17 protein-coding genes are annotated in these 26,825 nt (G+C 69.1%); 5 read left to right on the top strand and 12 right to left on the bottom strand.

Translation table 11 applies throughout. The annotated features are described in order from the left end of the window. Positions 1–21: 21 nt before the first annotated feature. From ACYVLP_RS07690 to ACYVLP_RS07680, 3 genes are all read left to right on the top strand, one after another. Positions 22–963, top strand: a complete 942-nt coding sequence (locus ACYVLP_RS07690) for a methyltransferase domain-containing protein (RefSeq protein WP_460626754.1) — start codon at positions 22–24, stop codon at positions 961–963. Then, a complete protein-coding gene (locus ACYVLP_RS07685; protein ID WP_460626753.1) occupies positions 960–1,484 on the top strand; it encodes a hypothetical protein in 525 nt (174 codons plus the stop codon). The genes ACYVLP_RS07690 and ACYVLP_RS07685 overlap by 4 nt, the downstream gene beginning before the upstream one ends. 63 nt (positions 1,485–1,547) lie before the next feature. Further along, positions 1,548–1,973, top strand: a complete 426-nt coding sequence (locus ACYVLP_RS07680; RefSeq protein WP_460626752.1) for a hypothetical protein — start codon at positions 1,548–1,550, stop codon at positions 1,971–1,973. Between the two features lie 308 nt (positions 1,974–2,281). Here ACYVLP_RS07680 and ACYVLP_RS07675 read toward each other — a convergent pair whose 3' ends face one another. After that, positions 2,282–3,838, bottom strand: a complete 1,557-nt coding sequence (locus tag ACYVLP_RS07675) for an amidase family protein (RefSeq protein ID WP_460626751.1) — start codon at positions 3,836–3,838, stop codon at positions 2,282–2,284. A gap of 617 nt (positions 3,839–4,455) precedes the next feature. Here ACYVLP_RS07675 and ACYVLP_RS07670 point away from each other — a divergent pair. Continuing rightward, positions 4,456–6,981, top strand: a complete 2,526-nt coding sequence (locus ACYVLP_RS07670; RefSeq protein WP_460626750.1) for an ATP-binding protein — start codon at positions 4,456–4,458, stop codon at positions 6,979–6,981. 193 nt (positions 6,982–7,174) lie between these two features. Here the strand turns inward: ACYVLP_RS07670 and ACYVLP_RS07665 are convergent, their stop codons facing one another. The 10 genes from ACYVLP_RS07665 to ACYVLP_RS07620 form a co-directional block, all read right to left on the bottom strand. Further along, positions 7,175–16,543 carry a toxin TcdB middle/N-terminal domain-containing protein gene (locus tag ACYVLP_RS07665; protein WP_460626749.1) on the bottom strand — a complete coding sequence of 3,123 codons (9,369 nt, stop codon included), beginning with the start codon at positions 16,541–16,543 and terminating at the stop codon, positions 7,175–7,177. A 524-nt stretch (positions 16,544–17,067) separates the two neighbouring features. Continuing rightward, positions 17,068–17,550 carry a hypothetical protein gene (locus tag ACYVLP_RS07660; protein WP_460626748.1) on the bottom strand — a complete coding sequence of 161 codons (483 nt, stop codon included), beginning with the start codon at positions 17,548–17,550 and terminating at the stop codon, positions 17,068–17,070. Between the two features lie 497 nt (positions 17,551–18,047). Beyond that, positions 18,048–19,439: a wax ester/triacylglycerol synthase family O-acyltransferase gene (locus tag ACYVLP_RS07655; RefSeq protein ID WP_460626747.1), complete on the bottom strand. Its 1,392-nt coding sequence runs from the start codon at positions 19,437–19,439 to the stop codon at positions 18,048–18,050. Then, positions 19,439–20,113 carry a hypothetical protein gene (locus ACYVLP_RS07650; protein WP_460626746.1) on the bottom strand — a complete coding sequence of 225 codons (675 nt, stop codon included), beginning with the start codon at positions 20,111–20,113 and terminating at the stop codon, positions 19,439–19,441. Before ACYVLP_RS07650 ends, ACYVLP_RS07655 begins: the two co-directional genes overlap by 1 nt. 5 nt (positions 20,114–20,118) lie before the next feature. Beyond that, positions 20,119–20,973 (bottom strand): alpha/beta fold hydrolase, encoded by an 855-nt coding sequence (locus ACYVLP_RS07645; RefSeq protein ID WP_460626745.1) that lies wholly within the window; start codon positions 20,971–20,973, stop codon positions 20,119–20,121. 2 nt (positions 20,974–20,975) lie between these two features. After that, positions 20,976–21,701 (bottom strand): hypothetical protein, encoded by a 726-nt coding sequence (locus tag ACYVLP_RS07640; protein WP_460626744.1) that lies wholly within the window; start codon positions 21,699–21,701, stop codon positions 20,976–20,978. A 70-nt stretch (positions 21,702–21,771) separates the two neighbouring features. Beyond that, positions 21,772–22,146, bottom strand: a complete 375-nt coding sequence (locus ACYVLP_RS07635; protein ID WP_460626743.1) for a putative quinol monooxygenase — start codon at positions 22,144–22,146, stop codon at positions 21,772–21,774. Positions 22,147–22,218: 72 nt separating this feature from the next. Then, on the bottom strand, positions 22,219–22,593 hold the full coding sequence (locus tag ACYVLP_RS07630) for a putative quinol monooxygenase (RefSeq protein WP_460626742.1): 375 nt from the start codon (positions 22,591–22,593) through the stop codon (positions 22,219–22,221). Next, on the bottom strand, positions 22,593–23,048 hold the full coding sequence (locus ACYVLP_RS07625; protein WP_460626741.1) for a response regulator: 456 nt from the start codon (positions 23,046–23,048) through the stop codon (positions 22,593–22,595). The genes ACYVLP_RS07630 and ACYVLP_RS07625 overlap by 1 nt, the downstream gene beginning before the upstream one ends. Before the next feature lie 84 nt (positions 23,049–23,132). Continuing rightward, a complete protein-coding gene (locus ACYVLP_RS07620; RefSeq protein ID WP_460626740.1) occupies positions 23,133–23,819 on the bottom strand; it encodes a response regulator in 687 nt (228 codons plus the stop codon). Between the two features lie 220 nt (positions 23,820–24,039). On the opposite strand from ACYVLP_RS07620, the gene ACYVLP_RS07615 reads away from it, so the two are divergent. Continuing rightward, positions 24,040–25,641: a sensor histidine kinase gene (locus ACYVLP_RS07615; RefSeq protein WP_460626739.1), complete on the top strand. Its 1,602-nt coding sequence runs from the start codon at positions 24,040–24,042 to the stop codon at positions 25,639–25,641. A 663-nt stretch (positions 25,642–26,304) separates the two neighbouring features. Here ACYVLP_RS07615 and ACYVLP_RS07610 read toward each other — a convergent pair. Next, positions 26,305–26,811, bottom strand: coding sequence for a PxKF domain-containing protein (locus tag ACYVLP_RS07610; RefSeq protein ID WP_460626738.1), 507 nt, complete (start codon positions 26,809–26,811; stop codon positions 26,305–26,307). Positions 26,812–26,825 lie beyond the last annotated feature (14 nt).

Below are 26,825 nucleotides of genomic sequence, written 5' to 3'. Positions count from 1 at the left end.
CCCGCTGCAGGTCGTGCATTCATGCGTTCGGAATGGATGACGTGTCGCAGGCACGAAATGCATCGCAATCGCCGCCGGACTCGGTTGACTGTGGTCATGCGGGCAGGGGACCTAGAGATCACTGACCTGCTGTGGCCGTTGGATGAATCGGGCGACCGGCTGCCCGTCATCCAGAGCGAGGTCGTGAGCCTGCTGTCGGACCGCGGTCAACAGGGCGCCGCCCGGATCGTCGCGCGGATGCCCAGCCGGGGCGATCGCATCGATGAGGCGTACCTCGCGCAGCTGGCCGTGCGTGTTCATCACGAGCTCCAACGGCTGGGCGAGGAGCTGCAGCTGGACCGCCGCGTAGCCGCGTTGCTGCGCGGACCACTCCGTCGGCTCCAGGCTTCAAGCTACGGCCCGGTCCGCATCGTCGATGTCGGGTGCGGCACGGGGCACGTCATTCGCGCGGCAGCCGCCCACCGGTACTTCTCGCCCCAGGTCGAACTCGTCGGGGTCGACCTGAACCCGGTTCTGATCGGTGAGGCTCGCCGCCTGGCCCGTCTCGAGGACCTCGACTGTGAGTTCGTGGCCGGCAACGCGTTCGCACCCGGCATCGCCATCACCGATCCGGCGCGCACGATCGTCATCTCCACCGGACTGTTGCATCACCTGAGCGAAGCGGGCCTGGCAGACCTGTTCGCGGTCCAAGCTCGCTTGGGCGTGGCCGGCTTCGCCCACTGGGACATCGCGCCGTGCGCATGGTCGACGGTTGGCGCCTGGCTCTTCCACCAAGCCCGGATGCGGGAGCCGGTCTCGCGCCATGACGGCGTCTTGTCCGCACGAAGAGCCCACTCGGCCGAGACACTGTTGGCCGCAGCACGCGCGACCGCGGCCAACTACTCCCCGACGGTCGTTGAAGGGCCGCGCTGGTATCCGCGCGCGCTGGATGTGCTGCGCCCCATCATCGGGACACTCTCGTGACGGCGCTCGTGCTGACAGCCCTTGCCGCGGTGGCGCTCATGGACGCAGCCTGCAGTGGGTTTCGATCGGCGCTGGGCCGAACCGGGCTGATCAACCACTCCGCGCTCGATCGGGAAGCCACGGTCCGCGGAGTCCTCACGCTCTTCATCTGCCTTCTGCCCGCATGCCTGGTGTTCACGGTGGACGTGATGGCCGCCAGAACGCCAGTCCAGAAATACACAGTCACCGCAGCGGCGATGCTCGTAGTGCTGGTCCCGTACGCGGTCGTCGTCTTGCTTGCCCTGGGCGCCTACGCCGTGCTCGGCTGGAGACAGAAGTACGTCGCGATGGCGGTTGTCCTGGGCCCGTTCACCCTCATGCGGCCCGTCGTCGCGCTTGGCGCCGGACTGGCCGGGGCTCACGCCAGCGAATCAGGCACCGTGTTCTCGACCATCGCGCTGGCGACGCTCGCGGTGCTCGTCGTCGAGCCCATAGCCGATCGTCGATGGATAGAACCGATGTCCGGACGGGGCGGCCTCTAAGCCGATGCAACTTCGTCCGCCGGCTGCATGCTCGCTCATCCGCTCTCCGCGCGCGGTCCCCCTATGACGGGCCACCACGTGACGGTCACATCGGGCGTGAATCCGGGCCACCTGATCCCCCGTGAGACCATCACCGTCGTGACTTCACCCATCGCGCGGCCCAAGTCTGGGCTGGCGCGACGCGCCGCCTCCAAGCTTGTCGAACTCGTTGGCGAGTTCGTCGCCGAGGTGCTCGTCGCCGGGCTGGCCTGCCTATTGGCTGGCCTCGTCATTGCCGCAGCGATATGGGGATGGAACCGGCATCCCGGCGCAACCGTGGCCGCCGGAGCAGCGGGGACGCTGGTGCTGGGCTACGGAGCCTGGAGCCTTTGGACCGAGCATGCCCGAGGAAAGGGCTCCCATCGACCACTGGCGTCAATGGCGATTGCGCTGTTTCTCATTGTTGGCGTGTGGCTCCTGTACGTCGTCACCTACTGTTCCTGCGCATAGGGACGCAGTTGCCGGGTCATGCCGCGTTGAGGGCCGCTACGCTCGCCCGGCCATGCCGCCGTCCGCGCAGACCGCGCCGACAACTATGTCCTCCCGTGGCACCCTCGTGCAGTGACCTTCACAACTGGACGGCCGACAAGTGTCAGCCGCCGTAGCGTCGCGACTCGCGATGACCTCGGCGACTTTCTCCTGCAGGTGCTAGCGGACTTCCGCCGGTCGGGTCTTCTGGCCAAGCATTCATGCCCGAGAACGGTCGGCGCACCGTGCGGCCCACGACGGTGGGCCGCACGGTGCGTGGTGACTAGGCGCTACTTCCACCACGACGTCGGGATCGGCGGGGTGAGCGCGGGGACCATCCGGGCGTGCGCGGACTGCTCGTAGGCATAGGCGTAGCCGAGAAGCTTCGGCTCGGTGAAGGCCTTGGCCACGAAGCCGATGCCTGCTGAGATCCCGTTGGCATCGACGCCGCCCTGCACGAGCATGTCGGGGTAGCCCGAGAGCGCTGACATGTCGTTGCCGGCACTGGTCGGGCGGACCAATGCGTCGAGGTTGTTGTCGTCCAGGAGCTTGTCGATGGCCGCGCGCATCTTCTCCGGCCCTTCCTGCGCCGCTTGCAGGTAGTCGGCGTCGGTCATCGCGCCGCGTAGTGTCTCGCCCTGCAGCCGGGTGAGCACCTCGGGTGCCATCCCGAAGCCCGGCTGCGAGCTCGCGGCATAGACGTCAGCATGGGAGTGCACGCTGGCACCTGGCCGGTAGGTCGCGAGGTACTCCCCGAGCAGGGTCTTGAACTCCGTCTCCGAGACGATCGGGTAGTACTGCGCCCGCAAGGCCAGCGCCTCGGCGGGCAGCGTGACGTCGACGACCGTGGCACCGAGCTCGCGCATCCGCGCGACGGCGGCGTCCATCATCGGCGCCTTCGTGGCGTTGACGTAGTTTCGCAGCACGCCGATCCGTGCGCCCTTGAGCGCGTTCGCCTTGAGATATGCCGTGTAGTCGGCCGGCACCTTGCCGACACTCGCGGCGGTGGCCGGGTCCGCTGCGTCGTAGCCGGCCAGCGCGTTGAGGGCGAGCGCGGAGTCGGTGACGGTCCTGGTCATCGGCCCGGGGCTGTCGAAGGTCGAGGAGAACGGGATGACTCCCCCGCGTGAGATGAGGCCGACGGTGGGGCGCAGGCCCGCGAGGGACTCCGCGTCGACCGGGCCGCGAATCGACCCGCCGGTGTCGGTGCCGACCGAGAGGACCGCGAAGTTGGCGGAGACCGCCGCCGCGGGTCCGCCGCTGGACCCGGCCGGTGAACGGCTCAGGTCGAACGGGTTGAGGGTCTGGCCGCCCACCGAGCTGTAGCCGGCACGGCCCCCGTGGGCCCACTCGTCCATGTTGCCCTTGCCCAGGATGATCGCCCCGGCGGCCCGGAACTTCTTCGCGATCGTCGCGTCCTCCGGCGGCAGCGGCGAGAGCAGCGTCTTCGAGCCGCCCGTCGTCGGCATGTCGTACGTGTCGATGTTGTCCTTGAGGACGACGGGGATGCAGAACAGCGGACCGACCTTGCCGGGGGCCTTGGAGTACGTGGCGTCCAGCGCCTTCGCCTGCGCCTTCGCATCGGTCGCGATGGAGATGAGCGAGTTGATGGCGGGCCCCTGGTTCTCGTAGGCCAGGATGCGGGTCAGGTAGCCGTCGATGAGCTGCGAGCAGGTCAGGCTGCCCGCCCTGAACGCCCCCTGGATGGACGCCACGGTCGCCTCCTCGAGGACGAATGGGGCCTTCTTGGGGCCTCCCTTGCCCTGGGCCGATCCCGCAGACGCTGTCGCCAGGGCGAGTACCGCACCGACCACGACCACGCGCAGGGCCCTTTTTCGTAGATACATCTCAGAAGCACCTCGTACTTTCCGATGTCGAAGTTGCGCCTCGTCGCTGCAGACCCAGCGACTGGTCGTCACGGTCGTCCCCGGATATTCCGCAGCCGTAAAGGACTGATGTCGATCGCGTTAATCTGGCTACTCGACGGTAGGGGGTTCGCTTGGCAGTAAAGGGAACTCGCACGCGCATGGGTGCGCGGCGAATTCCGTTCAGGCGCACCACGAGCGGGCCGGAAAGCCGAATATCGATTAACGGAACCGCAACAAGGCGCTTACGTTCCACGCGCAATTCGCTGACAAGGTGAAATGGCGTCGCCACTCCGGAGGCAGCCCGGACCCATGCCCAGTCGCGCGGCCTCCGCGGTCCCTCCGCGGTCCCTCTGCCGTAGCCACCCGGGAGTCGGCAGCCGTGCGGTCGCTGAGCCGGACAGAGCCCTATAGGGCCATGTAAACCGCCACGAAAACGCCGAACAACCCAGGCAGGACGGATCCAGCAGGAACCCGGCGACGCTCGGTGCGCCCAGCCCGTTGCATTTGTTTCCAGCAACTTCCCAGCCCCTTGTCGGCCTCCGCCATTTCCGTCATGCGCCTGTACGGAGGCTGCGAGACTCCGGCAAGGAGGACTCATGGTTGCGGTGCATCAGCTCGACGCCCTGGGCCGGGACGTCGGAGCCCATGGGGGGTCAGGGCGGTCACATCTCGAGCGGTCCGCGTCCATCGTCGGGCGCGACGCCGACCTCGCAGGCCTTGCCGAGGTCGTTGAGCGGCCCGGGGTCCGGTGGATCACCGTGACCGGTCGCTCAGGGATCGGCAAGTCGAGCCTGCTGCGCGCACTCGTCGAGCGACTCCAGGCGCACCGGCTGCCTGAGCGCAGGCGGACGACCACGGGCGGGGCTTCGGCGCGCGTCCTGTGGGTAGACGCGCATGGCCTCCGTCCTGACGAGCGCGTCATCGACCGCCTGAGAACGAGGGTTGCCGGACACGTCGTCGTCGTCGACGACGTCGACCGTTTCGCCGGACATGGCGCCGAGCTGCACGAGCTCCTGACCGACATCCCGGATACCACCGTCGTCGCGAGTGCGCTCGGGCCGGTCGGGCTCGCGCAGGAGCTGACCTACCGGCTCACGGGACTCGATGTCGGCGACCCCGCCCGGCCGAGCCGCGACACCCCGGCGCTCGCGCTCTTCATCGACAGGGCGCTGCGAGTGGACCCGACCTTCAGCGCGGAGGACGTCGACCTGCACGACGTGTCGGCCATCGTCACCCATCTGCATGGCGTCCCGCTCGACATCGAGATCGCGGCTGCCAACGTGCGGCTGCTGGGCACCCGCGGGCTGGTCCGGGAGCTCACCAAGCCCGGGCTCGAGCACGCCAGGATCACCCTCCGGGCCGGATCGAACGGGTTGGACCGCGGACAGGCGCTGGGGTCCGCGATCCGGCTCTCCTACGCACGGCTCAGCTCCGGTGCGCGTCGCATGTTGCGCAGCCTGTCGGTTTTCGCCGCCCCCTTCACCCTGGACCAGGCTCGGGCGATGAACCCGACCGGCGACGACGGAGAGCTGGTCGACGCACTCACCGAGCTCGTCGACGCGTGGCTCGTCGAACCGGCCGGCCCGCAAGGGAGCCGGGCCGCCGCCGCCAGGGACTCCGCAGGCCTCGATGCCCGGTGGGAGCTCGCCCCGCTGACCAAGGAGCTTGCTCTGCGCCTCGCCGAGGAAGCCGGGGAGAGCAACGGGCTTCGCGACCGCCACGCCGAGTTCCACGCCGCGTTGGCACGTCAGTGGGCGTGCGCGGTGGACGACGCCCGCGAGCACGATGGGATGCCACAGCTGATCCGCGCGCTGCCGGAGCTCTGCGGCGCGGTCGACTGGTGGTCCGCCCGGGGTGCGCCGGACCGCGCCCTGCGCCTGTGCGCTGATCTGGCGCCGGCTGCACTGCGCGTGGGCCGACAAGGCGCGATGACCCGTAGCCTTCGCGACCTCCTCGCGAACCCCCTTACTGCTCAAGCAGATCCGCTCACTCGCGGCGACGCGTTGGTGTGGCTGGCCCAGGCCGCGATCGAGTCGACAGCGGCCGTGGATGCGATGCCGGGAGTCATCGCACACTGGCGCGAAGGGCTCGAGCTCATCCGCTCGACAGGCAACCCGCTCGCGCTGCTCCGGGCGCTCGGGATCGGGGTGCACGCCCTACCCCTCACCCATGATGTCGATATGACCCTGGGGCTCCTCGCGGAGGGTCGTGCCCTGGCGGAGTCGCTCGTCCATCCGGCCTGGACAGCACGCTTCGAGCTGTGGGCCGGCATGCTGGCGCACCAGAGCCGTGACGTGACGACAGCCTGGGAGCTGGGAGTCAGCGCCCTCGCCAGGTCGAGGCGCGCCGGTGACGTGCACTGCCAGGTCGCCTGCGGACTGCTTCTCATTCCTCTCGCCGAGGGGATGCCTGCCGTCGCAGGCGGCATCCCGTCGGCGGCCGAGCTTCTCGAGATGAGCCTCTCCCTCGACGACGCGTCGTTCGCGTCGATCGCCATGGCGTTCTTGGCCGAGAACGCCATCGACGACCGCGACCCGATCACTGCGAGTCGCTGGATCTCCTTGCGGCTCAATGAGATCACCGAGGCCAGTACGTGGACCGCCGGAGGCTTCTCCCTGATGTTGATGGCTCGCGTGCACCTCATGCTCGGCGAGCTCGAGCAGGCCGCGCGCCTGCACGGTGCGGTTCTGCCGCTCCTACCTACCCTCATCGCAGCCTGCCCGCCGATCTATGCCGACCGCTACCTCTCGGACATCAGCCGACTGCGTGAGGAGCTCGAGCCGGAGCGGTTCGAGAGGCTGACGCACGAAGGGTCGCTCCAGCCCTGGGCCGATGCGCTCGCCACCACCGCGATGGCCGCCGCCCAGATCGCCGACCACCATGCAGACCACACGTTCGGCGCTCCACCGGTCGAACGCCGAAGCAGGGGCGCCCAGGCCCTTTCGGCACGTGAGGAACAGGTGCTGCAGCAGATCGTCGACGGCCTGACCAACCGGGAGATCGCCCAGCGCCTCGGTGTCACCGCCAAGACCGTCATGCACCACTCGGTCGCGATCTACCGCAAGCTCGGCGTCCGCGGTCGCGCCGAGGCTGTCGCCTGGGCCGTTCGCCACGCCGGCTGACTCCAGCCACGCCGGCTGACTCCAGTCACGCCGGCTGACCCCCGTCACACTGGCCGACGGAGCGACACGGCCTCCGACGCGGTGTGCCGGGAAGCCAGCTCGGCGGCATACGGACGGCGCGCACGACGGCACGGTATGCCGTTGAGCGCACTCAGCGGCATACCGTGCTCGGGCCTGACCTCAGTCCCGCGTGCTAGGGGTTGCCCCCGGCACCGTTGGACTTCTGAAGGTTCTTCTGCGCCGCCGCAGGCGGTTTGGGCTTGGGCGCCGGGAACTTCTTGCGCGGGCCGACGCCGAGCCCGATCTTGGTGCTCTCGAACGTGACGTTCTTCAGCTTCGTCGTCTTCAGCGAGCTCGCCCCGAGGTCGAAGGTGAACTCGAGCACCGGCTTCGTGCTGAACCTTTCGGTGATCTTCTTGATCTTCTCGGCCCGCTCGATGTTGGACAGCGCCCCGAACAAGAGCTTCCCCTTGAGCCCTCGGTGGAGTGCGAGCTGGCGGTTGATGCTCGAGATCTGCGTCGTCGTCAGCGGCTTGCCCTTGATGGTCAGACCCTTGGTCAGCGCGTCGCGCTGGACAACGGTCGGGTTGATGAACTTGCCGGCCCGGCCGTCGGGGTCACCGACCACGAGCGGGTTGCCCCGCGCGAAGGTGAACGACCAGGCCGCTGTGGGATCGGTGATGTCGCCGGTCGGGTCGTCGTACACGGCTGGGTCGGCACTGAGGAAGGCCTGGCTCCGCGGGTCGAACCATCGCTGCCCGAAGTCGGACAGGTTGTGGTCCTCGTCGAAGTAGTTCCCCTGAGCCATGTAGGGCGACCGGAAGACCGTGCTCGACTCGTCGACCCAGATCTGGCCGTCGGGGAAGTACTCGCGGTGCTGGAACATCGACCCGGTCTCGTCGGACACCACGTTCGTGCTGCCCTGGAGGTCCTTCTGGAACCAGTACGACTTGTGCTCGTACGTGCCGGTCTCGGAGAACTTCGTGCCGAGCCGCTCGTCACCGGCCCAGATGTTCTTCCAGAGGGTCCCGTCACGGACCGTGGTCCACTGGTTGACGAACCACGTCCGCCCGGTCTCCTTCTGCTCGATGGCCCGGTTGCCCTGGTAGTCGTACGTGTAGAACGTGGGCTTGCCTCCCGTGCCATTCGGCCGGTCGATGATCATCGTCATGTGGCCCGTGACGTCCCACGCCATCTGGCGCAGGTTGTCGGGGTTGCTGATCGAGGTCACCTGACCGTTGCGGTCATAGGTGTAGGTGTCCGCGCCGAAGGTTGAGAACTGGTGCTGCTGCGGCGACCGGTATCCCGGAGCGACCGTGTAGGACGTCGCGCCGACAGGAGTCGTCTTGCAGTTCTTCGTGCACGACGTCTTGAGGGTCCAGTCCTTCTGGTCCTTGGACAGGAGGTTGCCGGACGTGTCGTCGTAGGTCAGCGACAGCGAGTAGTCGCGCTGGTTCGACGGGGCCGTGTCCCAGGAGCCCGACGCCGACGTCACGCGGTAGTAGGCGTCGTAGCCGTACGTCTGCGAGGACTTACCGCCGAACAGGCTGGACGTGTCCACCGGCAGGTCGTTCACGTACTTCTTGAGATTGCCCACTGTGTCGTAGCTGTAGGTGAGGTTCTGCTGGACGAGGTCGGTGAGCACCAGCTCGCCAGGGGCATGTGCCACCGCGGTCGTGCCGCCTTGGCCCCTGGTGACGGTGTAGGCGAACGTCCCCTTCACGGATGTCTCCACGCGGCTGGTGACGGTGACCTTCTCCGTGCCGACCTGTGCCGTGAAGGGCACCGGCGGGGGCGCGTAGGCCTCCTTGACCGTGAGGGTCCCGGCGCCCTGCGTAGCGGACGCGGCGAGCGTGCCCTCGATGGACGTGCCCTGGGTCGGGGCCGTCGAGACGACCCTGGACAGCGCCCGCGTGTTCGGGTCGCGCTCCGACCACGACTGGTTGGAGTTGCCGAGCTGACGGAAGGCGATGTCGCCGAACTCGTCGTACTCCTGCCGGTCCAGGTAACGGTACGCACACGTGAGCGCGATGCTGGTGGTGATCGTCGAGCCCGCCCCGTGCGGAGCGGCCGTCGGGATCAGTGGCGTCGAGTTGATGCCCCGGTCCACGGTGTACGTGAAGGTCCCGTCGGGAGCGGGCGCCCGGGCCGTGACCCGCAGCTGCTCGCCGCCGATCGTGATCGTGAACGGTAGGACCGGCGCCTGCGTGTGCGGGGTCTCGCGGACCGAGATCGTCGTCTGTGTGGCGTCGATCGCCGAGGCGAGGGTCCCGAAGTCGGTGCACGCCTTCTCGCCCGTGATCGAGGCGAGGGATCCGCCGGTGTCGTAGTGGTTCGTCACCTTCTCGCCGTCGATGTAGGTGACGCTGCCGAGCCGGCCGAGGTAGTCGTTCACGAAGCTGGTCGTGACGTTGCCCCTCGTCCAGTGGTCGTCGTTCATCGCCGTCGTCTCCGACGCCTGCTGGCCGTTCTTGTCGTAGGTCAGCGTCTGGGTGCGCGCGCTGTCCTTGACGGCGACGAGCCGCCCAGCGCCGTTTCCCGTCTTGGACACGCCGTCGTACCCGCCGTAGCCGAGCGTGACGGTCGGCAAGGCGTTCTGGTAGTCGATCGAGACGAGGTTCTGGTAGGCGTAGCGGTAGGTCGTCTGCGTGTTCGCGGCGAACTGCTCGGGCGTCTGGGACGTCTTCTGCTGGCCGGCGGCGTCGTAGGTCCAGGTGGTCAGCCCGCCGTCGGGGGTGTCCGTCGACAGCCTGTTGCCGAGCAGGTCGTAGGTGCTCTCGGACTGCGTCACCCCGCCGGTGACGACCTTCGTGAGGTCGCCCATCGGTGTGTAGGCGTAGTCCGTGCGGACCGGCGGCTTGTTGACGGCCCGGTCCTCCGAGACTCGGACGATCCCGCGCACGTCGGTCAGCGTCCGCGTGGCGCGCAGCAGCGGATCCGTGATGACCGTCTCCCACAGCCTCCGGCCGAGGTCGGTCGTCGCGGAGTAGGTGGTCGTCGTGACGCGGTTGCCGGGGGCCGTCACCGATGTGACACGGTCGAGCCGGTCGTAGACGCTGACGGTGTGGGGGGCACTGTCAGGCGGCGGCGCCTGGTAGTCCGTGAGGGACCCGCCGATCTGCTTCTGCGGGAACCACTGGGACACCTCGTGACCGAGCGCATCGACGGCCACAGCGGGCGAGACGACGAATCCCTTTGCGGTCCCGGTCGGCCCGTTGTAGAACTCCGCCGTCCGCTTCTGCTCGGTGACACGGCCGGTGCCGTCGACGAAGGTCGCCGTATCGATCGTGCCGCCGACCGTGCTGAAGGCGTCGCTGTGCTTCGCGGTGGCGTAGCCGTATGCCGCGTTGCCCGGGTCGTACGAGTACGTGACCGTCTGGTTGTCGGGCGTCGTCACCTTGGCGAGCCGCCCCATCGGGTCGTAGGCGTACGTGGTCGTCGCGTTGTTGGCGTCAGTCGTCCTGCCGACCTTGCCCGACGGGCCGTCGAACGTGGAGGTCGTCTCCAGGCCGGTGCGCGCCGCTGTGGGAGTGGCGTCAGAGGCGGCGTCGATGAAGTCGTCGGCCTCGGCGTCGGTGAGCTCGTAGTCGGTCACGTCTGCGACGTTGGCGTGGCCGATGTCGTCGTAGACGTAGTGCACCGCGTAGTGGCTCCCGTCCGTGCCGGCCGGGTAGACGATGCGGTTGTAGCTGCCCCAGTTGTCGTAGTTCAGCCGGGTCGTCGCGTAGGTGCCGCCGCTGATCGGTCCGCTGATGAGCTCGTTGAGCTCGGTCACGGAGTCGTTGTCACACAGTGCCGGTGCCCCGTCGCGGTAGCGCACGACGGTGCCGCCGCTGTCGGTGACCGTGTACTGCGCGGCGGTGTGGACCCAGGTCGGGCACAGCGAAGGGCTCCAGAACGCCGGACGCTGTGTGGTGTCCGTCTTCTGGGTCGCGCACTTGTCGGTCTGGTCGGGGTCGCTCGCGGAGATCTCGCAGTCGGAGTACCGGATCGTGGCCGTGAGGTCGTCCGCCGGGTTCGCCGGATCACCCCGGTCCAGGATCGTCGTCGGGGCTCCTAGGGCGTCATAGGTGAAGTGCGTCGACGTCGACTGGATGACGGTGCTGCCGTCCGGGCCGAACGTCTGCTGCGCCTCGTCGACGCGCTCCGGCACAGCCCAGATCGCGAGCGACTCATCCGGGGTCAGTGAGGCGAGGTTGAGTGCCGACCGGGTCGCTCCGTCGAGCACGTTCCAGGCGTAGGCCGTCCGTTGCAGGCGCTTGCCCGCGGACACGGGCCCGTCGTAGACGGTGGTGTCGGTGAGCAGGCCCGCACTGAAGACGTTGTCGTTGTGGAAGGTCTGGACGGTCGAGCGCAGCACGTCCCCGTTCGTGGCGAGCTCGTCGCTCTCGACGCGGGCGAAGCCGAGGTCCTGCCGGCGCAGGAAGTCGTAGCCCATGCCCTGGTAGGACATCGTCGTCGTCGTGACGTCGACGCCGTCCCCGGGTCGCTTGTCGTCGACCGACACCTTGGACAGCGCGTACAGCGAGCCGGGGTGGTCCGGGGTGTTGCCGTAGCGGTCGTAGTCGAGCGTCGTCACGCCATGGAACGGGTTCGTCACGGTCTTGAGCAGGCCGGTCCGGCCGTGCGTGTTGAGCTGGACGTCGAGCCGCTCCTGGTTGGGGTGGTCGCTGTCCGCCACGACGCGGCGGACCGAGTCGGCGAAGCCGTCGCCGTTGACGTCGACGAGGTCGACGTCGCTGAGGCTCAGGCTGTTCTCGAAGTGCACGCCGGGGTTGACGATGAGGTAGCAGGCGACGAGGCACAACGGGCCGAACCCGATCGTCACGTCCGCACCGGCGCCGTAACCGACGCTCTGGTCCTGCCGGATCTGGTCCTTGATGGGCACGGTGATCTGGCCGGCCAGCCGGAACGGGACTGAGTCGTCGACGCCGAGGTCGGCGCCGCTCGTCAGTCCGGCGCCGGTGCCGTACGCGATCTGGACGGTGCCGTTGCTGTCGTCACGGTGGAGGGCGTCGAGGATGCCGTCGCCGTTGACGTCCGCCCAGGAGTAGCGCGGGAAGTTGATCGCCGCGTTGTGGGACACGCCGCCGGAGAAGTCCTTGCCCGGGCCGGAGAAGCCGAGCCCGAACTCGAACGAGCCGCTGTACGCCTCGCTGGACTCGAACCCACCGCTGGCCCACGGCACCGAGTTGGCTGCGAAGCCGTAGCCGAGGTTGAAGTAGACGAACACGCCCTTGGGGGTCGTCTTCACGAGGTCGGGGAGGCCGTCGCCGTTGACGTCCGCGAGGGTCTGCTGGATCGCGAGCGTCGAGTCGTTGTGGACCGGGTCTCCAGGGAGCTTGGTCGTGTTCGGGTCGACGTTGCCGGAGTCCCAGCTCGGGTCGGCAGCATTGGGGCTTCCGAACTCCGCGGACACCCCCACACCAGCGCCGATGCCCGCTCCGTACTCGTCGGGGCTCGTCCCACCGCCCTTGCTGGCTGCCGCGCCCTGCGTCGCGTTGGGCACGCCTCGGGCATTGCCCTTGATCCCGACGGGCGAGCCGCTGAGCCCACCTCCGACCGCGAAGGTGGTGTCCTGGTTCACCGCGCCGTCACGGCTGATCGAGCACGCCGTGAACGAGCCGTCCGTCTGCTTGCAGCCCTGCCCGCCGCGCGGGTTGGTGTAGGTCACGCTGTCGGTCGTCACCTTGTCGGGGAAGCCGTCGCCATTGAGGTCCATGTAGTCGACGAAGCTGCGGCTCCAGCCGAAGGCGAAGGATGCCGAGGCGGGGCCGAGGCCGATCATGGCGGCGAGGACGGGCCCCGTCGAGCCCTCGAGCTGTGGTGGCGTGAGCCCGTTGCTCCCGTCGTCGGCGGGCATGGCTCCGCCGAGCAGGGCCGAGGCCAGGCCGACCCGGGTGGCGAAGAGGTGGGCGATCGGGCCCTTCCACGTCTCGGTGATCAGCGCTGCCGCGTCGGTGCCGACCTCGGGGACGTAGCCGTACGCCTTGCTGAACCTGGACTCGACCGTGTTCGGGTCGAAGGTCTGGTCGGCGTTGGGGTCGTTGGAGTACGAGCCCGGGAACGTCATGCCGTCGACATCGGACTTGCTCGTCTTGCACGCCCCGCCGGTGACGGCCTTGCACGCGCTGTCTGAGTCGGCGAAGGGCTTGCCGCCCGAGACGATGTCGAAGTCACCCTGGACGAGGGCCTTGCCGCCGCGGTCCTCGTTGGCGAGGTACCCCGCGACACCCCACCCGCGGTAAGCGAGCGGGAAGTAGCCCTGACGTCCGACCGTGTTGACCGTGAGGGGGACGGAGACCGTGTCCGCCGGGTCGGTGCCGCCCTGGGGCAGGACGGAGGCCGAGGTCCCGGACACCTTCTCGCCCAGCGCGGGCACCCGCATGCTGAGGTCGAACCAGTAGTCGGTGTTCTTGGTGAAGGACATCGTGACGTCGAACGGGCTGGCGTCCGTCTTCGGGTCGATCTCCTTCTTGAGGACGTAACCGTCCGCTGCCGTCTTGACCGTCAGGACGATCTTGCCCGGGTCCGACACCTTGGACAGGTCACCGACGGAGTACGCGATCCGCAGCCTCGCGTCGCCGGAGACCGAGCTGTGCCACGGCTGGCGCGGGGCGCTGCCCGTCGAGTCGGGGTAGATGTCGGTGTCGACCGGCGACGTGAGGTCCGGCTTCTTCGAGTCGCACGTTCCCGCGGCCGTCGCGTAGCAGAGCCGGGGGCGCTGGACCCAGCGCAGCGCGTTGACGTCGATCGGGGAGTCGACGGCGAAGTGGATGCTTGCGTGGTCCTGGGCCGTGATCTGGCCGTTGGAGTCGCTGACGGGAGCGGCGACGGTGGCCTTGGCCCCGAGGACGAACCGGCCTGTCTCCTTCTTCGTCAGGATCTGCAGCTGTGCCTTGGCCTGCGCCTCGGTGTCGAAGCAGCCGTACTGCGTGCCCGAGCCGTCGCTGACGCAGAACTTGCCGGCGTTGTTCTTGGCGTAGCTCTTCAGGCGAGACAGGTCGGGCTGGCCCGAGCTGTCCACGGGGGTGACCTCGACGGTCTCGTCGACGTCGGCCTGACCCGACCCCGGAGTCAGCGTCATCGTCGGCCGGACGTCGTCGGACGTCACCGCCTTGTCGATCTCCGCGCCGAACAGGACGTCGCCGGCGACAGGCAGCCCGACGAAGCCGCCGGGGCGGCCCGCGAGCGTGAAGTCGTCGGAGGACGTGAACACCTTCTGGCTCAGGCCGTTGGCGTCAGCCGGCGGCGTCGCCGGCCCCGAGCTGTAGCTCGTGTAGGTGATGGTCGGGTCCCACGACACGGTCCGGCCCACCGAGTCGGCGTCGGCGCCGGCGCGGAAGTAGAGACGCTGGCCCTTGGTCACCTGGGTGGAGAGCGTGGGCGACCACGTGTCGCCAGACACGGAGACCACCTGATGGTCGAGCTCGGTGCCCTCCTTCTGGATCGCGAGGCGCATCTTGACGTCGGGGCAGACGCCGTCGACAAGGTCGGCGTCGAGGCACGGGAGCAGGGTCGCAGTCGAGTCGATCGAGACGGTGCCGTCGAACGGGGCGACCCAGCGCTTGACGGTGTCGATGGGCGGCGAGAGCTTCCGCAGGACCGCGTGACGCGCGGCCGCGGCCTTCACCGCGGCCGGGTCGCTCACGGGCTGGGTCGTCAGTGGCACGCGCGTCGTGGCGTCGGTCGTCGCGAAATGCGGGACGCAGTCCTTGGTGTCGCCGGAGCCGGTGCAGGTGAGGTGGTTGAAGTAGATGGTGCCGCCCTTGATGAAGTCCGGCAGCCCGTCGCCGTTGACGTCGTTGAAGTAGCCGTCGGACCAGTTCCACGAACCCGAGGCGCCGAACGACGCGGACACCACGAGATAGGCCTCGATGGACCCCCCGAAGCCGGCGGAGTGCTCGCTTGGCAGGGCGGAGAGGCCGTCGACCACACGAGGATCGCCGTACGTCACCTGACGGTCGGGCGCGTCTCCTGGTCTGGACGTGTTCGGGGTGTACCAGATCGGGTGGTCCTTGTCGGATTCCTTGCGGAAGACCTTGTCCGGCAGGCCGTCGCCGTTGATGTCCATGAACTCGACGAGCGAGTCGGTCGTCGACCCGTCGACAGTGATGGACCCGCCGAAGGAGCCGGTCTTCTCCGGGTCGAGGAGGTTGAACCCGAGATAGAGGTGGCCGTCGCCGGCGTTGGTCGAGGACATGCCGAGCGCGCTGGCCCCGCCCTCGAGCCGGCCGGTGCCGAGGGAGTTGTCCTGGGTGTTCCACTCGTGGGAGGCGGCGAGGGTCTTGCCGTTGGTGTCGTCGTAGTACGTGAACGTGTGCACCGCGGACGCCGTCGCGGCGTCGCACCCGGCCGTGCCGGCGCAGCCGACCTGAGTGATCGACGTCAGCTGGTCCTTGGCGTACTGCCCGGTCGCGTAGGCGAGCCGGTACTCCAGCGCTTGGGTGCGAGTCGGCTTGAGCGAGTAGACCCGGATCGCGGTGAGCCGGTCGCGGGCGAGGTCGAGGAAGCCGCCGCGGGCGTCGAGCGTCGGGTTCGAGCGCTGGGCGCCGCGGATGAAGTCGACCTCGTATGCCGGGTCCTCGTCGTGGCCGCTCAGCTCGCCGGCGCCCGTGTAGAAGAGCTTGGACAGGTAGACGTGCTTGGCGCACGTGACCTCCGCGGTGCACGTGGACGCGGGAACCTCGGTCCACTGGGAGCGGTTGCCGCTGGAGGTCGTGGTCGCCTCGTAGTGCACCGTCTCGTACTGGTAGCGGATCATGTTGACGCCGACGTCGCGCTGTGCCGTCAGGTACCACGTCACCTCGTTGCCGTGGTCGTCGGTGAGGATCGAGGAGGGGTCGCGCGCCCGGTCGTTCTGGAACGGTCCGCTCGTCCGGGTGCCCTTGCCCGCGGCAAACCCGCCCTGGTCGGGGAACATGCCGTAGAACCAGACGTTGCCGTCCTTGTCGGTGACCTCCCACGAGTAGTCGCCCGGCTTCGTCCCGTGTCGCTCGATCCGGTCGAACTGCGTCTGGACCTGCCTGGTCCAGTCGTGGCGCTCGCTGACCCGGGGCTGCGGGCTCGCGGTCTGCGCATTCGGCATCAGCAGGTCGCCGTTCAGCCGATAGGACTCGCTCTCGAAGCTGCCGCACGCCGGCGCGGTCGTCCGAGGACAGAACTTGGGCACGCCGAAGGTCGTGTCGACGCTGACGTCGCCGACCCCGAAGTCCCAGCCCTGCCCGACCCACGAGCTGCCGCTGCCGGAGTCATAGTCGATCGAGAGCTGTGGCATGAGGCCGCGGCCCTTCGGCAGGACGATGGGGTACGACAGCGAGGCGGACCCTCCACTCGACGCGGTGGGCGGGTCGATGAGCGACAGCCCGTCCGTCGGATCCGGGTACTGGAGGTCCGGCGGAGCGGGACTGGCCAGCTCTTCCGGGGTCGTGATTCCCTGCCGCTGGAGCACTGCGCCGGGCGTGCCCGCCAGGGTCTCGGCGACTGCGGGCGTGACCATCGCACAGACGGTCGCGACACTGGCGACGGCGGCAATGGTGGCACGGCGGATGTTGCGGTCCATGACGAGCTCCAGGTGCGCGGATCGGACGATTCTCGGCCACGCTATGGACCCGGCTCGTCCTGCACATCGGGCATTTGCCCGTCCAGTGGCGGTACACGGTCGCCATGCACGTTGGCGGACTCCTCTGGCCAAACCTCGAGCAGCTCGAGCCGGGACCCGGATGAGACTAGGAATGAGATCGCGTCCCTGCGCGGCGGAGCCAGCCGGCGGGCATGGCACGCGCCCCAGGTGTGCGGCGGCAGTGAGCGTCCGACTCTGCCGAATTGAGGATGTTGTCTGCCGCCTTGCCGCATACAGAATCCAGCCGGAGATGGACCTGGTGGCCGAATCCGCGAACATCGCCCACAAAGTCCCGCCGCGGCTGGATCTTGTAGCGGACCCAGTGCCTTTCGCCGATGCCGTGTGGCACCACAACCGACCAGATGCTCACTTGTCGCGCCACATCAACGCCACGCGCCGCAACAACCGACCAGATGGTCGATTGTTGTGCCTCCTGACATAGCCGCAGGCAGGATGACCCGCGGCTAGTGCGACTGTGGCCGGTTACCGAGCACCGGAAGGCTGACCACCACGTCGTTGCGCTGCCCCGCGGCCACGTCGACATGGGCGTCGACCCCGGACGCAGCGACCCGGTAATGCACGGCGAAGCCGTATTGGCGGACGGCGCCGGTCCCGTCTGGCCGCATGGTCGTCCTGGGGTACCACCACTCGCGGCGGATCAGGTCGTGCAGGGCATTGAACGACGGCTTGCGGGACCCGTCGCGACGTAGCAGGCCGGACGGCGCACCGAGCCAGGCCCCGTGGTCCGTGATCCCCCAGTACGTCGGCGACTCGACTGCCGGGTGCCAGACGACGGTGCGGTAGTGACGAACGATCTCGTCGGCCTGCCGCGCCTCGCCGTCGGGCGTCGTCGGCCAGTCGTCGACCTGGTAGTCGTTGAGATCGACGATCTCGGGCGGCATGAGCTGACCGGAGACCAGGGTGGTCTCGGTCAGCTGGAGTGGCACCCGAAGCGCGCGAAGCGTTCGAGGATGGCCCAGAACCGTACGAGCACGGAGCTGGCACCGTGGCGTTGACCGCCTCCCACAGTGTCCTGGCCGAGGGGTCGAACGCTAGTCCGGTCATGTTGAGGGGTACGACGCGGACGGTGCAGAGCGCCCGGCCGCGATCCCAGTGTTGGGCGGCGGCCGGGTCCTGGTCTTCTCCTGGGGGCTCGCGTCGAGCGGGATCCCCTCGTCGTGGCTCGCCCGACCGAATCGTCCCGGGGTTAACGTCGTCGAACCGAGCCACGCGGCCGCCGACCGGTTGACCGACGGGTGCGCGCGGCACGGCATACGGGTGACGTCGTCGTGCGGCCATTCCTCGAACCATGCGCGCCAGCACAAGCTCTACGGAAGGCGGCTGATCCTTTACCCGGGCCAGCTCGGCCTGGGGCGCCGAGCTCCACGTGGGTCCCGACGGCCTCGTCGACGTCCGTCCGGCAGCCACGTGAGCAGCGTGGCAGTCAAGAGGCCGGCAGCAGGACCGATCCGGCGAGTGCATCCAGTGTGTCGCGAACGCCCTGCGCGAAGGCCTCGACGTCCGCGCAGCTGTCTCGGTCGGCGGCCGCCGTGAGGTTGAGCTGACCGGCATACGACAGGACCGCGACCACGAGGGTCAGGTTGCCCATCGTCGGCATTATCGGGAAGGTCTCCAGCACCCGGGCGCCGGCAAGGTACAGCGGAACCCCCGGACCCGGGACGTTCGTGACGACCAGGTTGACCGACCGCTGCCGTGGAAACGCCCGATACCAGAGGCGCTGGGCGGCGATGAACCGGAAGATGCCGCTGCCGGCCTCCGGACGCGCCCGCCGTTTCCGCTCGGTCGTCTCGGCCGCGATCCGCCGGAGCCGACGCACCGGTTCGGGCTCGTCGAGCGGCAGCGGCACCATCATCCAACCGGGCTTGTTTCCCTGCGCCTGCTCTGGCTGTTCGTGGTGCTCGGAGATGGTCACCATGGCCCGCTGGACCAGCCCAGGCGCGCTCTCGCCGCGGCCTGTGAGCAGCTCTCGCAGGCCTCCGGCAACAGCGGCCAGCACCACGTCGTTCACCGTGGCGTCGTTGCCGTGTGCGATCCGCTTGGCGAGGTCCAGGCGACCGCGCACGAGCGCCAGCAGTCGCGCGTCGCCCACCGGCTGGTTGAGGCTGGTCCGTGGGGCAGGCTGCTCGGTGAGCACCTCTCCCCAGGCCGGTGCGGCCTGCCGGGCGCGGCGCAGCGTCCGTCGCGGATGGGCCACGGCCGAGCACCCTCGAGCCAGTTCCTGCCGACGCCGCGACACGTTGTCGCCCAGGAGCTGCGTGGCGGTGGGGATCGCCGTCGGCGCCCATGGAGGCGGGGCCACTTCGGGCGCCTCGGCGGTCGGGTCCAGCAAGGTCCCGAACGCCGCCAGGGCCGCGGCGCCGTCGGCCAGCACGTGGTGCAACCTCAGGTACGCCCCGAGTCGTCCCTCCGACAGGCCGGGCAGCAGCCACAGCTCCCACAGCGGTCGCGCAGGGTCAAGCCGCCGGCGCGCGAGGTCCTGGCATGCCTGTAGCAGCTGGGCCTCGTCTCCGGGAGGGGCAACCGGGTGGACCTGGATGTGGTCGGCGAGGTCGAAGGAAGGAGCGTCGACCCACAGGGGCCAGCCCAGGCCGAGCCGCGGCCGGTAGAGCAGCTGCCGGAAGCGGGGGATCAGATGGAGTCTCGGCTCGAGATGCCTTCGCACGGCGTCGACTCGCAGACCACCGTCGGAGTCGTACAGGCCCTGGCCGTCGAGGATGGCGAGCCCACCGATGTCGCTCGACCAGCCGTAGTCGTCCCACAGCAGCAGGAACAGGTCGGAGGCGGTCACCCTCTCGAACGCGCGTTTCCCGGACATCATCTGGTCCTGACGCGCCGGCGGAGAGCACCCACGACGAGCAGCACCCCGCCGACGGCGATGACGGTCCCTGCCACCAGCAGGCCGGCGGCGATCCAGACCACGGCCGGCAGACGCGCCCCCAGATCGGCCACGACGTCGATCCCGGGCCTTGCATCGGTGTTCATCACCACGACCTTCCATGACCCTTCGGTCGCCCCCCACACCAGCGACCGGGCGCCGGCGCCGGTCGACGCGGCAACCCAGAAGCCCCGCGTAGCCGGTGCCGCCGGGGTCGTGCTGCCGCCGACGCTGTGCGTCTTGCTTGTCCAGAAGTCGGACATGACGGTGTGCTGCACGCCGGCGAGGTAGCGGTCGACCTCGGCGGAGGGGCCGATCCCCACGAACAGTTTCGAGTCGGGGTTCGTCGGTGTGACCCGAATCCGGACCGTGTCGAGCAGCGCCGGCGAGTAGAGCCAACCGGTTCCGGCCGAGCCCAGATCGGTCGGGACTGTCGTCAGGGCCGCTCCGGCGCTCGAGAACTCATGGACGTCGGCCGTGACATACCCGGCGTCGCGCTGGGTCCGGTCGGCCCACAGCGCCGTTCCGCCGGCGCCGAGCAGGGGCAGCGCGACAAGGACGAGCAGGACGCCCACCACGAGCGCCGCCATGCGTGGCACTGATCTCTCGTTCACGGGTCTCACCTCTTCCCATCTGGCGTACGCAGGCTGGTCCCGGCACGGCCGGCCGCGTCTCCGATGACCCGGGCTATGACCGGGGCTATGACCCGGGCGAAGGTGCCCGGCGCGTCGAACGGAACAGCGTGGGCGGCGCCGTCGATGCGGCATACGGTGGCGCCCGGAATGGCTGCGGCCAGCCCCTGAGTGATGGCGCGCATGTTGAGGGCGCTCCGGGACCCATAGGTGCAGACCACGGGCAGGGTCATCCTCGCCAGGTCGCTGCGACGCGGATAGCTCCGAAGCGTTGCCTTCAGGTCGGCGATGACCGACGGTCCGTTCTCCGTTGCGATGCGCCGCCACTCGTCGGGGAAGGCGTCCCAGGCACTCCCGCCGTCGCGGTACGCGTACACCTGTCGCAGCAGCACCGCGGCGGCCTCGTCGTACCGACCTCGCCAGGCCAGCCACTGCACTCTCGCCAGCATGCCCAGGCTCGCGACGTCCGGGTGAAGCAGCGCACGCCACGGTGCCTCGTGCACGACGACCGCCCGGACGAGGTCCGGTCGGCGGACCGCCAGGTCCAGCGCGATCGTGGCGCCTGCGCTGGTCCCGGCCACCACCGCCGGTGTTGCGCTCAATGCGCTCAGAAGGGCGGCGGCGTCCGCGCTGTGCACCTCGGCGGCGCTGACCACGCCACCGCCCGAGCGGCTGTACCCCCGCCGGTCATACGTGATCACCCGTCCGAAGGCCGTCAGCTCGTCGACCAGCGCGCCCCACGTCGAGGCGGTCGAGCCGGCCGGCGGGATCAGCAGCATGGGCGGCCCGTCGCCCCTCTCCTCGTAGTAGAGGTCGGTTCCCCGGACCGTGACGTAGCCCATGGTCAGCCCCTCCCGGTCTGCGCGTCGCCGCCCGTCAGGGCGCCGCGGCCGGCGGTCGGCGCTGTGCCAACTGCCGCAAGGAGGGCGTCCTCCCACGCGTGGTCCTGTTGGACGTGCTCGTTGCGCTCGTGCATGAGGTCGGCGACCCACCACAGCGCGTACAGGCCGAACGTGCAGATCGCGGCGGCAATGCGGCCGAGGTAGCTGTGCGGCTGCTTCGCCGCCGCCGCGGGTGCCGGCAGAGTGACACCGAGCTCGGCGAAGAGCACAGTGAGCTCAGCCTCGGCGGCGCGCTCGTGTCGCTCGTGCTGGATCAGGTCCTGGTCAAGGAGGATCGCTTCGACGAGCCAGACCAGGCCGCTGCCGACGAAGCTGGCCAGCAGCCAGAACGTCGGCTCGCGGAAGTCGTCGTCCATCGCGCGCAGCGACTGGATGTGGGCCTGCACTCGCTCGAGTGCGGGACGGACGTCCTCGGCGGTGCCCTGCTCGGCAGCCCGCTCCCGAGCCAGCTCCCGCGCAGCCGCCAGCAGCGCGATCCGCCTGCGGTTGTGGTCCCGCGAGTGCTTCATCAGCTGGTAGAAGACGTAGAACCCGTAGAGGCCGAAGGTGAGCACGGTCCAGCCGAGCGCGGTCCAGAAGTGGAAGACGTAGTCGGTCGACGGTCGGTCGGCGATGGCCTGCCGGATCCTGTCACCGGCCGATCGGGCGGACGCTGTCGATGTGGTCATGGCATGACTCCTTCGTCATGTGAATGGGGCGGGCACTTCGTCCCGCAGGGAGGTGTGTGTCTCGCGAAGGTCACACCGTTGGTTCGGACCGCAGGCCTTGAAGGAACGAGTAGCGTTCGAGGCCGCCGGCGTGGGCGTTCGCCATCTCGACGAGCCGCGGGGGCACGTCGCCGTATGCCGTCACGTGATGGCCGTCGACAGCGGTGCTGAACAGCGCGGCGCGGGCTTGCATGATGTGCTGCGTGTGCTCGAAGAACGCGGTGGCGCTCGGGTAGGTCTCGTGGACCTCGCACGATGTCCCGTCCTCGCTGACGTACCAGTCGAAGCGCATCGTCTGCGTGTCCGTCTCCCGGGCCAACCGGACGATCTCGGCGGCCTGGGCCTTGAAGGCCTCCAGCTGGCCGGGGCGGATCCTCAGCTGTGCGTGCAGTTCCAGGTTGCTCATGACTTCTCCTCGAGTCAGGGTTGGTTGGGTTGGGCGATCGCCCTGTCGGGCAACGGTTTCCGGCGCCCGCGGTCAGATCGCGGGCTCAGGCTGCAGGCCGCTGAGGAACGCGTACCGTTCGAGTCCGCCGGCATGGACTGCCGAGAGGTCGACGAGCCGTTGCGAGACATCGCCGTATGCCGTCATGTGGTGACCGTCGGCGAAGTCGCGGAACAGCGTGGCCCGAGCCGCCATGATGTGCTCGTTGTGCTCGAACAGCCCTTGCTCGTTCTCGTACGCCTCGTGGACTTCGCAGAGCGTCCCGTCCTCGCTGAGGTACCAGTCGTACCGCAGCGTGTGGGTGTCCAGCTCGCGGGTCAGCCGCATGAGCTCGGCCGCCTGCGCGGTGAACCCCTCCAGCTGACCGGGGCGGACCGTCATCCGTGCGCGTAGCTCCAGGTGGGACATCATTTCTCCTCTTCGTGTTGTGGGTTCGGGTCAGAGCGCAGTCGGGTCGCCGAGCCGACGTCTTCGGTGGTCCCGGCGCGTGGGGGACGGTGCCGGGCCGCCGCCACGACGGCCGCGGTGAGGGCATCGGAGTCGCCGTTCTTGTCGCAGACGGCGATGGCTCCGGCGTCTAGGGCACGGCGGCGGCCGTGGGCGCCGTTGCCGACGGCGATGACGGCAAGGTGCTGCGCCAGCTCGCGGACCACTGCGAGGTTGTCCGCGGTCCGGCCGGTGTCGACGTCGACGATCGCGATGGTTGCGCCGACGAGCCGACCGACGGCGACGGCGTCATCCGTCGAGCGGGTCGTGGCCGCGACCTGCAGTCCCGGAGTCGCGTCGATCAGGGCCGCGAGTGCTGCGCGGACCCGCGTGTCGTGGTCGACCACGAGGACCCGTTCGTTCACCGGTTGCGACATGGCTCGACTGTCGCGCCATCGCGCTGGGGTCGCATCGGTCGAAAAGCCGGCGAGGACCGTCCGTTTGCGCGGTCGTCGTCTACGTCATTGCGCCGACGTGGGCCCGGCCGAGACCAGGCCGTGGTGGACTGCCCACATGGCGGCCTGGGTCCGGCTGGTCAGCCCGAGCTTGGTGAGGATGTTGGAGACGTGGGTGCGTGCGGTCCGCTCGGTGACGCCGAGGCGGTTCCCGATCTGCCGGTTGGTCGCGCCCTGCGCGATGAGGATGATGACGTCGCGCTCTCGTGGGGTGAGGCCGTCGGCTGCGGACTTGGGCGCGCGCAGGGCCGCCGTCAGGGTCTTCGCGGCCGCCGGGTCGATCGTCATCTCGCCCGCCACGGCAGCGCGGATCGCGTCCGCGACGTCGGAGGCATCCGCGTCCTTGAGCAGGTAGCCCGTAGCGCCCGCTTCGAGCGCACCTCGGATCTTCTCCTCGTCGAGGAAGCTGGTCACCGCCACGACCTCGACCACCGGCCAGCGTTGCTTGATCTCTGCGGTTGCGGCGATGCCGTCCATAGTCGGCATCAGCAGGTCCATGAGCACGACGTCGGGCAGCGCGCCGGTGTTCGCGAGGACGGCGATCCGGTTGATCGCATCCCTGCCGTTGCCCGACTCGCCGACGACGACCATCCCCGGCTCGGTGCCGAGATAGGCCACGAGCCCGGCGCGGACCACCGCGTGGTCGTCGACGAGGAACACGCGGGTCGTGTCGCTGTCAGCCTCTGCCGTCATGTCGCGATCGCTTCCGCAGTGCCCGGCGGGCCCGTCACGCCATTATCGGCCGCGGCATCGCGCCTGGCGGTCGTTCGGTCGCAATCCCGTGGCGCGAGCTGGCATATGTCCGGGTATGGGTCGGTGCTCGATGTATGTCTGGCGCCGACGCGCTGCCGGGACCGCTCTCTCGGTGGTGGACTCGTCTCAGACGCCTTTGGGACGTTCCGAGGAGGCCGAGATGGGCGCGTCGGTTCCGTCGCAGCCGGAGTCGGCGCCGGCATCGCCGACCGACGCCGCACGCGACGAGCAGCTGCTCGACATCGTCTTCGGGCGCGTGCCGATGGGTGTGGCGGTCTGCGACCGCGACACCCGCCTGCTTCGATGCAACCGGACCTGGGCCGAGTTCTTCGCGCACTACCTCGGCGTCCCCGCCGAGTACGTCCGGACCGGGAAGACCCTCTACGAGCTGATCCCGGGCAACGACGAGGCGCAGAACCGCCTGATCGAGCGGGCACTAGCCGGGGAGGTGGTCAGCCAGGTCGGCAACCGGCTCGAGGCGCCGGGAGTCGTCACGTACTGGGACGTCGTCCTCGCCCCGATCTTCGACGGGGCCGACGTCGTTGGTTTCGTCAACCTCGTCACCGACGCCACTGACCGAGTCACGGCATACGAGCTGCTACAGCGGCGCATCGAGGCGTTCGCGATGGTCGCCGAGATCATGACCGTGGACCAGCCGATCGAGGTGACGCTTCGGTCGCTGGCACAGATCGCGGCGCGGGTGACCGGAGCGCAGGCCTGCGCCGTCATCATCGTCGACGCCGTCACTCACCAGCTGACGCTTTTCGAAGCGGCCGGCCTGCAGGACGCGTATGCCGCTGCGCTGGCCGCGTGGTGGCGCCGCGGTGACCCGACGCCCACGCGGGACGCCCTGGAACGACAGGAGGTGCTGGTCGCCACGGGCGCCCGGGCCAGGGGCCTGGCCAACCCGCTATACGAGCCGCTGCACGCGTTCCTGCGGGAGGCGACGTGGGACGACATCGTCGTCGTGCCCCTCGACTCACGAGGGCGATACCTCGGCGTCATGCAGTACTACCACCCTGCGGGGCGCGAGCACGACGACGAGGAACGGACGTTCCTCGCCGCGCTCGCCGACCAGGCCGCGGTCGCGGTCGCCAACGCGGACCTCTACGCACGGTCCGAGCAGGACGCGGCGAACCTCGAGCGCCAGCGGTTGGCTCGCGAGCTGCACGACAGCGTCAGCCAGGCGCTGTTCTCGATGACCCTGCACGCGCGAACCGCCGAGCGGCAGCTCGAGGCTGCCGGCCTCGGTCCTGACGCAGCGGCGGCCACCACGGTGCGGCGGCTTGCCGAGCTGACCCAGGGCGCCCTCGCCGAGATGCGCGCACTCATCTTCGAGCTGCGCCCACAAGCCCTGGCCGAGGAGGGTCTGGTCACCGCTCTGAGCCGGCAGGCAGCGGCCCTCACGGCACGCGAGGGGATCCCGATCGACGTCCGCGGCCCCACCACACGGCCGGCGCTGGACCCACCGGTGGAGGAACATCTGTACCGGCTGACGCTCGAAGCCCTCAACAACGCGGTGAAGCATGCCGAGGCCCGGCGGATCGAGGTTGCCGTCCTGAGCACCGACGACGGCCTCACCGTCACCATCGCCGACGACGGCATCGGCTTCGACACCGCGCGGCCGCACCCGGGTCACCTGGGCCAGTCGACCATGGCGGAACGCGCGACCGCGATCGGCGCCGCGATCAGCGTCGAGTCCGCTCCCGACGCGGGGTGCACGATCACGGTCACGCTGCCGACGGCGCGGATGGGGACCTGAGTCGGGTTCGCGGACCGCGTGCGTCGAATGGGCGACGGGTTTGTCGTCGCGACGACTCCCGTTGCGCGCGGAGACCCGTCACAGCTGGAGCCAGTCGGCGCTGCTCGGAGGCATCTTCTCGCCGGCCTCGGCGTGGCTGGCGCGCATGAGGCGGCCGTCGACAGGGTGCGCACCAGACGCAGCCATCAATTGAAGACGCAGGCGAAGCTGTCGCCCGGGTGAGGGCCAACACGCCTGGTTCGATTGGGAGCCAACGGAACTCGCTGGTCGGAGGGTGGGGATCCGGCGGCGGAGCGCGATCGCCCGGCGGTAGAGGCGGAGCGTGGACTCCTCCGAGGCGAGCTGGCGCGACACGGAGTGGCTCTCGAACCAGGCGGGCTGTGGACAAGGCCGAGCCGACCGGCGTTCCACAGGTGAACCGCGGTGGCGGTGGGACGCCGTCGCTTCGCTCCGGCAATCGACACGCCGCACGTCGTGACCCACCCGCGCGTGTAAGTCTCCTTCCAATACGACCTCACGAAAGCGGTCGGCACGTTCACGCGCGGCAGCACTGCCACCAAGCCTGGCGGCGCAGCTCAGCCGTATGGACCTATGCCCGGGCCCGACATTCGGGCTTCGGTTGATGGTTGACACCGTTTCGGCCGCCGTCCGGAAGGACCAGGGTTAGCGAAGATCGAAGGAGGCGGCCAGCACCTGGCCGCTGTCGAACGCCACGGTCAGCCGGTAGCAGCCCGTGGTGACCGGCGCCCCAGTGGCGCAGGTCACCTTCTGGGACGTGACGCCGGTGATCGCGCCCAGGTCGCCGACGTACAGCCCGCTCGCGCTCTGCAGCTGCCACTTCACCGGATACGTACGCCCTGCCTTGCCGACGTTCACGGTCGGCGGGTCGGCGATGGGCGCGGCGAACCCGGTGACCACGTAGTCGACGGAGTAGTGGACCGTCCTGGTCGTTGTCTGTCCGTCCTTGCTGGTGGCGGTGGCCGAGAAGGAATGGGCGCCGGCCGTCGAGGTGTCAATCGGTGCCCCGTTCGCGACCGTTCCGGTGCAACCCGAGGAACTCAGCAGCCCGGGGCCAGACGCCCCTTCGGCGCAGGTGAAGTCCGCGTCGACGACCTGGCCATCGTGGTGGGCAGGAACCCACGTTTTCTCGGGCGCGCGATATGTGGGCAACGCGTCTGCTCGCG

This window comes from Intrasporangium mesophilum, assembly GCF_054783095.1.
The sequence above is the reverse complement of the archived record's forward strand: the minus strand, read 5'-3'. Positions and strand labels throughout refer to the sequence as shown.